The organism is Streptomyces sp. NPDC107498 (genome assembly GCF_055582805.1).
Genome location: NZ_JBVJPE010000014.1, coordinates 147,762 through 159,965, shown reverse-complemented (window position 1 = coordinate 159,965; position 12,204 = coordinate 147,762). Strand labels below are relative to the sequence as shown.

Here is a 12,204-nt window from a genome sequence, read left to right as displayed (position 1 = left end):
AAAGGGGCACCGTGACCACCGTCGCCCACGCCCACGACACCACGGACAGTCCGTTCGCGCTGTCGCACCTCGACTCCCTGGAGTCCGAGGCCGTCCACATCTTCCGCGAGGTGGCGGGCGAGTTCGAGCGGCCGGTGATCCTCTTCTCCGGCGGCAAGGACTCCATCGTCATGCTGCACCTGGCGCTGAAGGCCTTCGCCCCGGCGCCGGTCCCCTTCACGCTGCTGCACGTCGACACCGGGCACAACTTCCCCGAGGTCATCGAGTACCGCGACCGGGTCGTCGACCGGCACGGGCTGCGGCTGCACGTGGCCTCCGTGCAGGAGTACATCGACGCCGGCAAGCTCCGCGAGCGCCCCGACGGCACCCGCAACCCGCTGCAGACCGTCCCGCTGACCGAGGCGATCCAGCAGCACCGCTTCGACGCCGTCTTCGGCGGCGGCCGCCGCGACGAGGAGAAGGCCCGCGCCAAGGAGCGGGTGTTCTCGCTGCGCGACGAGTTCTCGCAGTGGGACCCGCGCCGCCAGCGCCCCGAGCTGTGGCAGCTCTACAACGGCCGGCACGCCCCCGGCGAGCACGTCCGGGTCTTCCCGCTCTCCAACTGGACCGAGCTGGACGTCTGGCAGTACATCCAGCGGGAGAAGATCGAGCTCCCCGAGATCTACTTCGCCCACGAGCGCGAGGTGTTCGCCCGCAGCGGCATGTGGCTCACCGCCGGCGAGTGGGGCGGCCCGAAGGAGTCGGAGACGGTCGAGAAGCGGCTGATCCGCTATCGCACCGTCGGCGACATGTCCTGCACCGGCGCCGTCGACTCCGACGCCACCACGCTGGACGCCGTCATCGCCGAGATCGCCGCCTCCCGGCTCACCGAGCGGGGCGCCACCCGGGCCGACGACAAGCTGTCCGAGGCCGCGATGGAAGACCGCAAGCGCGAAGGGTACTTCTAATGAGCACGTCCACCGAGCAGCTGTCCGACCAGCTGGCGGCCACCACCCTGCTGCGCTTCGCCACCGCCGGCTCCGTCGACGACGGCAAGTCCACCCTGGTGGGCCGGCTCCTCCACGACTCCAAGTCGGTCCTCGCCGACCAGCTGGAGGCCGTGGAGGCCGCGTCCCTCAAGCGTGGCCAGGAGGCGCCCGACCTGGCGCTGCTGACCGACGGCCTGCGGGCCGAGCGCGAGCAGGGCATCACGATCGACGTGGCCTACCGCTACTTCGCGACGCCCCGCCGCCGCTTCATCCTCGCTGACACCCCCGGGCACGTGCAGTACACCCGGAACATGGTCACCGGCGCCTCCACCGCCGAGCTGGCCGTGGTCCTGGTCGACGCCCGCAACGGCGTCGTCGAGCAGACCCGCCGGCACGCCGCCGTCGCCGCGCTGCTCCGCGTCCCGCACGTGGTCCTCGCCGTGAACAAGATGGACCTGGTCGACTACCGGGAGTCCGTCTTCGCCGCGATCGCCGAGGAGTTCACGACGTACGCCTCCGAGCTCGGCGTCCCGGAGATCACCGCCATCCCGATCTCCGCGCTCGCCGGCGACAACGTCGTGGAGCCGTCCGCCAACATGGACTGGTACGGCGGCCCGACGGTCCTGGAGCACCTGGAGACCGTCCCGGTCAGCCACGACCTGACGGCCTGCCACGCCCGCTTCCCCGTGCAGTACGTGATCCGCCCGCAGACCGCCGAGCACCCCGACTACCGGGGCTACGCCGGTCAGATCGCGGCCGGTGCCTTCCGGGTCGGCGAGGAGGTCACCGTCCTGCCGTCGGGGAAGAAGTCCACGATCACCGGGATCGACGCGCTCGGCGAGCCCGTGGACATCGCCTGGGCCCCGCAGTCGGTGACGATCCGGCTCGCCGACGACATCGACATCTCGCGCGGCGACCTGCTCGCGCCGAGCGCCGACGCCCCGGCCACCAGCCAGGACGTCGAGGCGACGGTCTGCCACGTGGCGGACCAGCCGCTCGCCGTCGGCCAGCGGGTCCTGCTCAAGCACACCACGCGCACGGTCAAGGCGATCGTCAAGGACATCCCCTCGCGGCTGACCCTGGACGACCTCTCCCAGCACCCGAACCCCGGGCAGCTGGCCGCCAACGACATCGGCCGGGTCGTGGTCCGCACCGCCGAGCCGCTCGCGCTCGACGCGTACGCGGACTCGCGCCGTACGGGTTCGTTCCTGCTGATCGACCCCGCGGACGGCACCACGCTCGCGGCCGGCATGGCGGGCGAGTCCTTCGCCACGACCAAGGCCGTCGTCGCGGTGGACGAGGAAGAAGGGTGGGACTTCTGATGACGGGTCAGGACTTCTGGTCCACCTTCGCGAAGGAGGGGGGCCGGGTGGGTTCCGGTGCCCTCGGCGCGGGCCGGGGAGGTGTCGCGCGATGTGCGTGCTGACCTCGACGCACCGCGCGAGCGGTGCGACACGGCTCCACCCGCTCCACCCCGAACGACATAGACGCAGGCTTCGCTGAGAAGTCGAACCGAGGGGAACCCACCCGTGCCCACCACCCGTACCACCCTGCGCCGCGGCCTGGCCGCCGCCGCCCTGCCGCTGCTGATCGGCGTCCTCGCCTCCTGCGGCTACGGCTCCGACGCCAAGAACGACGAGAAGAAGGTGGCCGCCGAGGGCGAGAAGCTCTCCGCCGACACCGTACGGCTCGGGTACTTCCCCAATCTGACGCACGCCACCGCACTCGTCGGTGACCAGGAGGGCATCCTCCAGAAGGAGCTGGGCGGCACCAAGCTGGTCCCCACCACCTTCAACGCGGGCCCGTCCGAGATCGAGGCGCTGAACGCCGGATCGATCGACATCGGCTTCATCGGCCCCTCGCCGTCCATCAACGGCTTCGTCAAGACCAAGGGCACCAACCTCCGCATCGTCGGCGGCGCCGCCTCCGGCGGCGTGAAGCTCGTGGTGAACCCGGCGAAGATCAAGACCCTGGACGACGTCAAGGGCAAGAGGATCGCCACCCCGCAGCTCGGCAACACCCAGGACGTGGCCTTCCTCAACTGGGTCTCCGAGAAGGGCTGGAAGGTCGACGCCCAGAGCGGCAAGGGCGACGTCTCCGTGGTCCGCACGGACAACAAGGTCACCCCGAACGCCTACGCCTCCGGTGCCGTCGACGGCGCCTGGGTGCCCGAGCCGACCGCGTCCAAGCTGGTCGCCGACGGCGCGAAGGTGCTGCTCGACGAGTCCGACCTGTGGCCCGACAAGAAGTTCGTCATCACGAACATCATCGTGTCGCAGAAGTTCCTCAAGGAGCACCCGGACGTCGTCGAGGCGTTCCTGCGCGGCTCGGTGAAGACCAACGAGTGGATCAACGCCAACCAGGACGAGGCGAAGGCCTCGGCCAACGCCAAGCTGAAGGACCTCTCGGGCAAGGCGCTGGGCGCCAAGGTGATCGACGCCGCGTGGCCGTCCATCCAGTTCACGAACGACCCGCTGGCGGCCACCCTGCAGGCCCAGGCCGACCACGCCGTGAAGGCCGGTCTCCTGGAGAAGCCCGAACTGTCCGGCATCTACGACCTGAAGCCGCTCAACAAGGTCCTGAAGGCCGCGGGTCAGCCCGAGGTCTCCGACGCCGGTCTCGGCGCGAAGTAACAGCCCGCAGCTGATCCCCAGGAGGTGACGACCATGGCCACGACCACGACGCTCGCCAAGGCCGAGGACCGTGCGGCGGTGACCCATGCCGCCCGCATCGAGCACGTCTCCAAGTCCTTCGGCGGACCCGCCGGCGGGCAGCTCGTCCTCGACGACATCTCGCTCGATGTCGCCCCCGGCGAGTTCGTCACCCTCCTGGGCGCCTCGGGCTGCGGCAAGTCCACCCTGCTCAACCTGGTCGCCGGGCTCGACCGGCCGTCCGCGGGGTCCATCGAGACCCCCGGCGGCCGGCCGGCCCTGATGTTCCAGGAGCACGCCCTCTTCCCGTGGCTCACCGCGGGCAAGAACATCGAACTGGCCCTGCGGCTGCGCGGGGTGCCCAAGGCCGAGCGGCGCGACGAGGCCGAGCGGCTGCTCGCCCTCGTCCGGCTCGGCGGCTCGTACGGCAAGCGGGTCCACGAGCTGTCCGGCGGCATGCGGCAGCGGGTCGCGCTGGCCCGCGCGCTCGCCCAGGACAGCGACCTGCTCCTGATGGACGAGCCGTTCGCCGCGCTCGACGCCATCACCCGGGACGTGCTGCACGACGAACTGACCCGGATCTGGCGGGAGACGAAGCTGTCGGTGCTCTTCGTCACCCACAACGTGCGCGAGGCCGTGCGGCTGGCCGAGCGCGTCGTCCTCCTCTCGTCCCGGCCGGGCCGGATCGCGCACGAGTGGACCATCGACATCCCTCAGCCGCGCCGCATCGAGGACTCCGCCGTCGCGGAGCTGTCCCTCGAGATCACCGAGCACCTGCGTGGGGAGATCCGCCGTCATGGCCAGCACTGAGACCAGTCCCAAGACCGACGACCTCGCCGGTCTCGAAGCCGGCCTGGACGCCCTCGACAGCGTGCAGATCCGGCGGACCCCGGTCCGCGAGGTGCTGGTCAAGAAGGTGCTCCCGCCGGTCGTCGCCGTCGTGCTCGTCCTGGTGGTGTGGCAGCTCCTGGTGTCCCTGGAGGTCACCGACGCGTACAAGCTGCCGGCGCCGTCCGCCGTGTGGGACAGCCTCACCGTGATGTGGCGGGAGGGCACGCTCTTCGGCGTCCTGTGGACCAGCGTGTCCCGGGCCCTGTACGGATTCGTCCTGGCGCTCGCGATCGGCACCCCGCTGGGCCTGCTCGTCTCCCGCGTGAAGTTCGTGCGCGCGGCGATCGGCCCGATCCTCGCGGGGCTCCAGTCGCTGCCCTCGGTGGCCTGGGTGGCGCCCGCCGTCCTGTGGCTCGGCCTCAACGACAGCATGATGTACGCGGTGATCCTGCTCGGCGCGGTCCCGTCGATCGCCAACGGCCTCGTCGCCGGCGTCGACCAGGTCCCGCCGCTCTTCCTGCGGGCGGGCCAGACGCTCGGCGCGAGGGGGCTCAAGGGCGCCTGGTACATCGTGATGCCGGCCGCGCTCCCCGGTTACCTGGCCGGTCTCAAGCAGGGCTGGGCGTTCTCCTGGCGTTCGCTGATGGCCGCGGAGATCATCGCCTCCTCGCCGGACCTGGGCCTCGGCCTCGGCCAGCTCCTGGAGAACGGCCGCAACAACATCGACATGGCCGGGATCTTCCTGGCGATCATCCTGATCCTGATCGTCGGCATCGCCATCGACCTGCTCGTCTTCAGCCCGCTGGAGCGCGCGGTCCTGCGCCGCCGCGGCCTGCTCGCGAAGGGTTGAGCCGTCCCGTGAACCGTCCCGTCCTCCTCGTCGTCGCCCACGGCAGCCGTGACCCGCGACACGCGGCGACCGTCCAGGCACTGGTGCGCCGGGCCGGTGCGCTGCGGCCGGGGCTGCGCGTGGAGACGGCGTTCCTGGACTTCAACCTGCCGTCGGTGCCCGGCGTCCTCGACCGGCTCGCCGCGGACGGGGTGCGGGAGGTCGTGGCCCTGCCGCTCCTCCTCACCCGGGCCTTCCACGCGAAGGCCGACGTCCCCGCCGTGCTGCGCCGGGCTCCCCAGCCCCTGCGCATCCGCCAGGCGGAGGTCCTCGGCCCGTCGCCGCTGCTGATCGCGGCGGTGGAGCGGCGGCTGTACGAGGCGGGCCTCACGCCCGCCGACAAGAGCGCGACCGGGGTCGTCCTGGCCTCGGCGGGCTCCACAGACCCGGAGGCGATCGCGGTGATCGCAGAAACGGCGCGGGAGCTGCGGCGCACCGGTTGGTGCTCCGTGCGGCCCGCGTTCGCCTCCGCATCCCTTCCCCGCACGGAGGACGCCGTCCGGGCCCTGCGCGCCGAGCCGGACGTCCGGCGGGTGGCCGTCGCCCCGTACGTGATCGCCCCGGGCCGCCTCCCGGACCGCATCGCGGCGGGCGCGGGCGGGGCCGACGTCCTCGCGGACGTCCTGGGCCCCTCCCCCGAGCTGGCCCGTCTGCTCCTGGAGCGGTACGACGGGGCCCACGCGGCCCGCCGCCCGGTCGCCAGGACCGCTTAGCCCTTCGGGTTCCGTCCGCTGACGGCGAGGGCGCGGTCGAACGCCGGGGCGTCGTCGGGCACGTCGACGGGGGCGGCGAAGCCCTCGTACCGGCGGTACGTCTCCGCGTACCGCTCGACCACGCCGAGCAGGAACACCGCCGTGGGCTCGGGCAGGTCGAAGTCCTGTCCGGTGGAGCGGGCCAGGTCCCAGCCGTGCAGGGCGAGTTCCTCGACGAGCATGGCGGCGACCTCGCCGGCCGGCATGGCACTGCCGACCATGTCGACGTCGCCCTCCCAGGCCTCCGGCCTCTCCCAGGCGGCCAGGGCCCGGTCGAGCCGGGCCGCGTACGCCTCGGCCCAGCCGTCCTCGCCGGCGAAGTCCCGCTGGACGGTCTCCTCGGGGAGCTGGGTGCGCAGGGCCCGGTGTTCGAGGCCGTGCGAGGTGTAGAGGACCAGGTGGTTGGCGAGTTCGCGGACCGTCCAGTCGGCGCAGACGGACGGCGTGCCGAGCTGTTCGGCGGTGACGGCGCGGGCGACCCGGACGGCCTCGGCGGCACAGAGAGTGAGGTGGTGATGGATCTCGTTCATATGCCCGACGCTAGGCAGCGCGGCGCCCCCGGTCTTGAACTTTCGCGACACCCCTAGCTGAAGTCCAGTCCGCCCGTGCGGGTGCGCTTGAGTTCGAAGAGGTCGGGGTGGCCGGCGAGGACGCGGAAGCCGTCGAAGAGTTCGGCCGCCTTCTCGCCCCGTGGGATCGCCCGCAGCACCGGACCGAACCAGACCGTGCCGTCGACGTGGATCGTCGGGGTGCCGACGTACCCCCCGACCTCGGGGTCCTTGCCCGCGTCGTGGCTGCGACGGACCACCGCGTCGTACGCCGGGTCGTGGGCCGCGGCGGCCAGTTCGGGCGGGAGGCCGAGCTCGTTGAGCGACTCGGCGATCACGGCGTCGAAGTCCTTCTGCTTCTTCTCGTGGATGCGCGTGCCGTACGCGGTGTAGAGCGGGCGCAGGACCTCCTCGCCGTGCTGTTCGGCGGCGGCCGCCGCCACCTGGACCGGGCCGATGGAGGCGTCGACGAGCTCGCGGTACCAGTCGGGCAGGATGTTGCCCTCGTTGTGGAAGTACAGGCTCATGACCTTGAAGCGGAGGTCGATGTCCCGGTGGCGCTCGACCTCCAGGATCCAGCGGGAGGTGATCCAGGCGAAGGGGCAGGCCGGGTCGAAGTAGAAGTCGACGACCGGGCGGTGGGGGGCGGACGTGGTCTCGGTGCTCGTCATGAGGTCGAACCTAGCCAGGAGGTGGCCCGCCGTCACGGGCCATTCGGCAGCCGATCGGCTGGGCCACTCTCGGTCAGTCCCCCCGTGTCATCTCGATGAGCTTGACCACGGTGTTCCAGTTCCGGCCGGTGGCGACGAGCCCCTTCACGACGGAGGGCCGGGAGACCGCCTCGCCCAGCTTGGACCTGCCGAGGCCCTCGGGGGCGTAGAGGTAGAGCACGCGGTCGCCGAGGGCGAAGTCCTCGGGCAGGAAGGCCTCGCGGTCGATCGCGGCGAAGCGCTCGGGGGCGACGGGCCCGGAGCAGTAGAAGACGTGGAGCTGCTTGCCCTGGAGTTCGGCGGCCGGGAAGGGGCAGGCGGCGGCGACGGCGGCGAGGTAGTCGCCGTCGCGGACGAGACAGTCGACGCGGAAGCCGAAGCGGTCCTCGATCGCGTCCTCCAGCGCGGTCCGGAGCGCGTCCTCGTCGGTGCCGGAGTCGGTGGTGAAGACGGCGTTGCCGCTCTGGAGGTAGGTGCGGACGTCCGTGTGCCCGAGACCTTCGAGGAGGTCCCGGAGCTCCGCCATGGGGACCTTCCGGTGCCCGCTCACGTTGATGCCGCGGAGCAGGGCCGCGTAGGTTTTCGCCTTCGTCATGAGGGCAAATCTAGGCGGCCACCGCGCCTCGTGGGGGGCGGCACGGTGGCCGGTTCGAACACTGTCCGATGGCGGGGGCGCGGAGAAGACCCTTCACGGATCTGTGACTTATTCAACAAGGTTTCGTAACAGCGAATCCGTCATCTGCGCTGATAGCGGGCGAGGACCCGGTTGCCGTCCTCGACCAGGCGTCTGCGCAGCTCCGCGCCGTCGATGGCGCCGCTGTAGTACTCCTGGAAGGCCGGTGTCGCCACCTTGTCCTTCCACTCCGGGTAACCGCGCACCGACTGCGCGGGCGCGGGCCGCAGCCATCGCGCCACCGCCGCCCCGGTCGCCCAGCCGTCCCGCGCGGTGTGCAGGGAGGGGTCGGCGAGCGCGGCCGTGCCGGTCGGCAGCATCCAGTCGCCGCGCGCGAGCCGCACCATGTTCGCCGGGCGCAGGAAGAAGTCGAGGAAGCGGGCCGCCTCCTTCTTGTGGGGGCTGTCCTCGGCGATCGACAGGGTCTGCGGGGAGACGCCCTGGGCGAGTCCTTCCTCGCCCGCGGGGGCGGGCAGCACGACCCACTCGAAGCCCTCGGGCGCCTGCTGCGCGATCTGCTGCCGGTAGGCGAAGCCCAGGGGGACCATGGCGTACTTGCCGGCGAAGAAGCCGGGCAGGGTGTCGGATCCGCCGCTGCCGAGCGTGGTGCGCGGGGCGGTCCGGTCGGTGACGACCTGGTCGTGGACGGTGCCGGGGACGATGCCGTCGGCCTCGGTGAAGTCGAGGGCGACCCGGCCGTCCGGGCCCCGGTGGAAGAGCCGGCCGCCGGCCGACACGCCGAGGTTGAGGCTGACGGAGACGGGCTCCCTGAGCGGCCAGGCGACCGCGTGGCGGCCGGGCCCCATGGTCCGGGTGAGGTCCTGGGCGATCCGCCGGAACTCGGCCCAGCCCCAGGGTCTCTCCGGGGTGGGGACGCGGACGCCGGAGGACTCCAGGATCCTCCGGTTGGCGATGAGGACGCGCGGTTCCTGGAGGAAGGGCACGCCGTACACGCCCTCGCCGAAGGTGGTGGTCTCCCAGCCGGCGGCGGGGATGTCGGCGCGCAGCCGCTCGGACAGCAGCGGGCGGAGGTCGGCGAGCCGGCCGCCGTAGGCGAAGTCGGCCAGGTCGTCGGAGGCGTCGTGGATGACGTCGGGCGCCTCGCCGCCCTCGAAGGAGGTGAGGAGCTGGTCGTGGACGGAGTCCCAACTGCCCTGGACGTACTCGACCTGGACGTCGGGGTGGGTGGCGTTCCACTCCTCCACCAGCTGCCGGTTGGCGTCGACGGACTCCTTCTGCCAGGCCAGGGACTGGAACCGGAGCCGTACGACACCGTCGTCGGGGCCGTCGCCGCCCGCGGTGCAACCGGTCAGGAGCAGGGCGAGCGCGGCCGCGGCGGCCAGGGTCCTCCTCATGACTTCACCGCCCCGGCGAGCGCCCCGCCCGCGATCCGTCTCTGGAGGATTCCGAAGACGACGAGGGACGGCAAGGTCGCGAGGAGGGCCGCGGCCGCCAGCGGGCCGAGGTCGGCGACGCCCTCGGCGCCGAGGAAGTGGGTGAGGACGACCGGGAGCGTCTGTTTCTCCGGGGTCTTGAGCAGGACGAGCGCGAAGAAGAACTCGTTCCAGGCGGTGACGAAGGCGAAGAGCGCGGTGGCGACGACGCCGGGGACGAGCAGCGGCGCGGTGACCGAGACGAGGGTACGGATCCGGCCGGCGCCGTCGACGGCGGCGGCCTCCTCCAGCTCGGCCGGGACGGCCCTGACGTACCCCATGAGCATCCAGAGGGCGAAGGGCAGCGACCAGACCACGTAGACCAGGACGAGACCGGTGACGCTGTCGATCAGGTGCAGGTTCTTGAGGACGAGGAAGAGCGGGATGATCACGAGGACGAAGGGAAAGGCCTGGCTGATCACCACCCAGCCGGTGGCGGCTCCGGCGAGCCGGCCCCGGTGGCGGGCCGTCGCGTAGGCGAGCGGGGTCGCGACGAGGACCGTGACCAGGGCGGCGAAGGCCGCGGCGAGCAGGCTGTTCGCGGCGGCCCCGAGCAGCGGCTGCTCGTCGAAGGCCTGCCGGAAGTTGTCCAGGGTGGGGTCCTCCGGGGTCCAGGTGGGGTGGAGCGAGGCCAGCTCGGGCGCGGGCTTGAAGGCGGTGGAGACCAGCCAGAGGAAGGGGAGGGCGAGGAAGGCCAGGTACGCGAGGAGGGCCAGGTACTGGCCCGCTCGCGCGGGCCCGCTCGTCCGCAGGGCGCTCACCGGTCCTGGTCCCCTTTCAGACGGCGTACGAGGGAGAGGGCGACGAGCACCGAGACGGCGGCGACCATCACGCAGCCCATGGCGGCGGCGTAGCCGAACTGCCCGTAGCGGAAGGCCTCTTCGTAGGCGAAGAGCATGGGGAGACGGGTCCGGCCGCCCGGCCCGCCGTTGGTCAGGACGTAGACCAGGGCGAAGGAGTTGAAGTTCCAGATGAGGTTGAGGGCGGTGACGGCGAGGGCCACCGGCCGCAGCGCGGGCCAGGTGACGGCGCGGAAGCGGCGCCAGGCTCCGGCGCCGTCGAGGGCGGCGGCCTCGTGGAGTTCCCGCGGGGTGTTCTGGAGCCCGGCGAGCAGGGCGACGGTGGTCTGCGGCATGCCGGCCCAGACGCCGACGACGACGACGGCGGGGAGGGCGGTGGCGAGTCCGGAGAGCCAGTCGCGGCCCTCGCCGAGGCCCAGGTTCCGGAGGGTCTCGTTGAGGATGCCGGCGTCGGGGTTGTAGACGAGCCGCCACATGATGCCGACGACGACCTCCGGCATCGCCCAGGGGACGATGGCGAGGGCGCGGGCCAGCCAGCGGAAGCGGAGCCTCTGGTCGAGCAGGAGGGCCAGGCCGAGGGCGAGCAGGAACTGCGGGACGGTCACCCCGACGGCCCAGACCACGCCGATGCGGAAGGATTCCCAGAAGAGCGCGTCGTGCAGCAGGTCCTGGAAGTTGAGGGTGCCGACCCAGCGGGTGGCCTGGGTGCGGCCGGACTGGGCGTCGGTGAAGGCGAGCGCGATGCCGTAGAGGAGCGGGCCGACGCTGAGGACCAGGATCGGCAGGAGTGCCGGGAGCACCAGGAACCAGGCGCCGGGGTCGGGGCCGCGGGGCCGGGCTCCGGGAGCGGCGCGCGGTGTGCGCGCGCCGCCGGGCCGCTCGGTCACGGTCGCCGAACTCACGATCAGACCCCCGTTCTCCCCCGGACCCCGTCCGGGGGGACCCCCTGCCGATGACGCCGCCGTGGGAACCCCGTCATGGTGCTGACGGGGCGTGGGGCCGTCAAGGCGCCCTGCGGGGCGGGCCGCGCGGATGGGAGACTTTGGCGCGAACGCACAGGTGAGGGAGAGGTCGATGGACGAGGCGCGGGCACGGGAGATCCTGGCCGGGGCGGGGCTGCCGGTCGCGGAGGCGCGGCTGCTCGCCCTGGGGGAGAACGCGGTCTTCGCGGTGGGCGACCTGGTGGTGAAGGTCGGCCGGGACGCGGAGCTGTCCGCGCGGGCCGAGCGGGAGCTCGCGCTGGCCTCCTGGCTGGAATCGGCGGGTGTTCCGGCCGTCCGGGCCGCCGAGGAGAGGCCCCGGCTCGTGGACGGCCGTCCGGTCACGCTCTGGCACCGGCTGCCGGACGCGGTGCGGCCGACGGAGCCCCGCGACCTGGCCCCGCTGCTGCGGGCCGTCCACGGGCTGCCGGAGCCGACGGGGTTCGCGCTCCCCCGCCGTGAGCTGCTGGGCGGGGTCGAGCGGTGGCTACGGCTCGCGGGGGACGCGATCGACCCGGCGGACGCGGCGTTCCTGCGGGAGCGGCGCGACTCCTTCGCCCCGGCGGCGGCCGCGCTCGTCCCGCACCTGCCCCCGGGCCCGATCCACGGGGACGCCCTCCCCCGGAACGTGCACGTGGGTCCCGACGGTCCGGTCCTGGTGGACCTGGAGACCTTCTCCTCGGACCTGCGCGAGCACGACCTCGTGGTCCTCGCCCTCTCCCGGGACCGGTACGGCCTGGACCCGGCGGCGTACGAGGCCTTCACCGAGGCGTACGGCTGGGACGTCCGGGAGTGGGAGGGGTGCGCGGTCCTGCGCGGGGCGCGGGAGACCGCGAGCTGCGCGTGGGTGGCCCAGCACGCGCCCTCGAACCCGAAGGCGCTCGCCGAGTTCGAGCGGCGGGTGGCCTCGCTGCGGGACGGTGCCACCGAGGTGCGCTGGTACCCGTTCTGACATCATGTCCGGTGCCG

Annotated in this window: 13 protein-coding genes; 7 read left to right on the top strand and 6 right to left on the bottom strand. The window is 72.4% G+C overall.

Annotation, left to right across the window (positions count from 1 at the left end; translation table 11 throughout):
* Positions 1-11 precede the first annotated feature (11 nt).
* The 6 genes from cysD to ACZ66Z_RS24350 all read left to right on the top strand — a co-directional run bounded on the left by cysD (position 12) and on the right by ACZ66Z_RS24350 (position 6,052).
* Positions 12-947: a sulfate adenylyltransferase subunit CysD gene (gene cysD / locus ACZ66Z_RS24375; RefSeq protein WP_469937261.1), complete on the top strand. Its 936-nt coding sequence runs from the start codon at positions 12-14 to the stop codon at positions 945-947.
* Positions 947-2,290: a sulfate adenylyltransferase subunit 1 gene (locus ACZ66Z_RS24370; RefSeq protein WP_469937259.1), complete on the top strand. Its 1,344-nt coding sequence runs from the start codon at positions 947-949 to the stop codon at positions 2,288-2,290. The genes cysD and ACZ66Z_RS24370 overlap by 1 nt, the downstream gene beginning before the upstream one ends.
* Positions 2,291-2,497: 207 nt before the next feature.
* A complete protein-coding gene (locus ACZ66Z_RS24365; protein ID WP_469937257.1) occupies positions 2,498-3,601 on the top strand; it encodes an aliphatic sulfonate ABC transporter substrate-binding protein in 1,104 nt (367 codons plus the stop codon).
* Between the two features lie 33 nt (positions 3,602-3,634).
* Positions 3,635-4,429 carry an ABC transporter ATP-binding protein gene (locus tag ACZ66Z_RS24360; RefSeq protein ID WP_469937255.1) on the top strand — a complete coding sequence of 265 codons (795 nt, stop codon included), beginning with the start codon at positions 3,635-3,637 and terminating at the stop codon, positions 4,427-4,429.
* The gene (locus ACZ66Z_RS24355) at positions 4,416-5,300 is read left to right on the top strand and encodes an ABC transporter permease (protein WP_469937253.1); all 885 of its coding nucleotides are present in this window, start codon (positions 4,416-4,418) and stop codon (positions 5,298-5,300) included. The genes ACZ66Z_RS24360 and ACZ66Z_RS24355 overlap by 14 nt, the downstream gene beginning before the upstream one ends.
* A gap of 8 nt (positions 5,301-5,308) precedes the next feature.
* Complete coding sequence (locus ACZ66Z_RS24350) at positions 5,309-6,052, top strand: sirohydrochlorin chelatase (RefSeq protein ID WP_469937251.1); 744 nt, start codon at positions 5,309-5,311, stop codon at positions 6,050-6,052.
* Here ACZ66Z_RS24350 and ACZ66Z_RS24345 read toward each other — a convergent pair.
* The 6 genes from ACZ66Z_RS24345 to ACZ66Z_RS24320 all read right to left on the bottom strand — a co-directional run bounded on the left by ACZ66Z_RS24345 (position 6,049) and on the right by ACZ66Z_RS24320 (position 11,157).
* Positions 6,049-6,621, bottom strand: a complete 573-nt coding sequence (locus ACZ66Z_RS24345; RefSeq protein WP_469937249.1) for a TIGR03086 family metal-binding protein — start codon at positions 6,619-6,621, stop codon at positions 6,049-6,051. The two genes, ACZ66Z_RS24350 and ACZ66Z_RS24345, sit on opposite strands and share 4 nt — an antisense overlap.
* 53 nt (positions 6,622-6,674) lie before the next feature.
* On the bottom strand, positions 6,675-7,310 hold the full coding sequence (locus tag ACZ66Z_RS24340) for a mycothiol-dependent nitroreductase Rv2466c family protein (RefSeq protein WP_469937247.1): 636 nt from the start codon (positions 7,308-7,310) through the stop codon (positions 6,675-6,677).
* Positions 7,311-7,383: 73 nt separating this feature from the next.
* Positions 7,384-7,944 carry a DUF1697 domain-containing protein gene (locus tag ACZ66Z_RS24335; protein ID WP_469937245.1) on the bottom strand — a complete coding sequence of 187 codons (561 nt, stop codon included), beginning with the start codon at positions 7,942-7,944 and terminating at the stop codon, positions 7,384-7,386.
* A 140-nt stretch (positions 7,945-8,084) separates the two neighbouring features.
* Positions 8,085-9,377: an ABC transporter substrate-binding protein gene (locus tag ACZ66Z_RS24330; protein WP_469937243.1), complete on the bottom strand. Its 1,293-nt coding sequence runs from the start codon at positions 9,375-9,377 to the stop codon at positions 8,085-8,087.
* Positions 9,374-10,216 carry a carbohydrate ABC transporter permease gene (locus ACZ66Z_RS24325; RefSeq protein ID WP_469937241.1) on the bottom strand — a complete coding sequence of 281 codons (843 nt, stop codon included), beginning with the start codon at positions 10,214-10,216 and terminating at the stop codon, positions 9,374-9,376. The genes ACZ66Z_RS24330 and ACZ66Z_RS24325 overlap by 4 nt, the downstream gene beginning before the upstream one ends.
* Positions 10,213-11,157 carry a carbohydrate ABC transporter permease gene (locus tag ACZ66Z_RS24320; protein WP_469937239.1) on the bottom strand — a complete coding sequence of 315 codons (945 nt, stop codon included), beginning with the start codon at positions 11,155-11,157 and terminating at the stop codon, positions 10,213-10,215. Before ACZ66Z_RS24320 ends, ACZ66Z_RS24325 begins: the two co-directional genes overlap by 4 nt.
* A 172-nt stretch (positions 11,158-11,329) precedes the next feature.
* Between ACZ66Z_RS24320 and ACZ66Z_RS24315 the strand changes: the two genes are divergently transcribed.
* Positions 11,330-12,187 carry a phosphotransferase enzyme family protein gene (locus ACZ66Z_RS24315; RefSeq protein WP_469937237.1) on the top strand — a complete coding sequence of 286 codons (858 nt, stop codon included), beginning with the start codon at positions 11,330-11,332 and terminating at the stop codon, positions 12,185-12,187.
* Positions 12,188-12,204: the final 17 nt, after the last annotated feature.

What these genes read in the sequence shown, in the direction of transcription:
- ACZ66Z_RS24335 (WP_469937245.1), bottom strand. Translation starts at nt 7,944, where the DNA reads ATGACGAAGGCGAAAACCTACGCGGCCCTGCTCCGCGGCATCAACGTG.
- ACZ66Z_RS24370 (WP_469937259.1), top strand. Translation starts at nt 947, where the DNA reads ATGAGCACGTCCACCGAGCAGCTGTCCGACCAGCTGGCGGCCACCACC.
- ACZ66Z_RS24345 (WP_469937249.1), bottom strand. Translation starts at nt 6,621, where the DNA reads ATGAACGAGATCCATCACCACCTCACTCTCTGTGCCGCCGAGGCCGTC.
- ACZ66Z_RS24315 (WP_469937237.1), top strand. Translation starts at nt 11,330, where the DNA reads ATGGACGAGGCGCGGGCACGGGAGATCCTGGCCGGGGCGGGGCTGCCG.
- ACZ66Z_RS24330 (WP_469937243.1), bottom strand. Translation starts at nt 9,377, where the DNA reads ATGAGGAGGACCCTGGCCGCCGCGGCCGCGCTCGCCCTGCTCCTGACC.
- ACZ66Z_RS24360 (WP_469937255.1), top strand. Translation starts at nt 3,635, where the DNA reads ATGGCCACGACCACGACGCTCGCCAAGGCCGAGGACCGTGCGGCGGTG.
- ACZ66Z_RS24340 (WP_469937247.1), bottom strand. Translation starts at nt 7,310, where the DNA reads ATGACGAGCACCGAGACCACGTCCGCCCCCCACCGCCCGGTCGTCGAC.
- ACZ66Z_RS24355 (WP_469937253.1), top strand. Translation starts at nt 4,416, where the DNA reads ATGGCCAGCACTGAGACCAGTCCCAAGACCGACGACCTCGCCGGTCTC.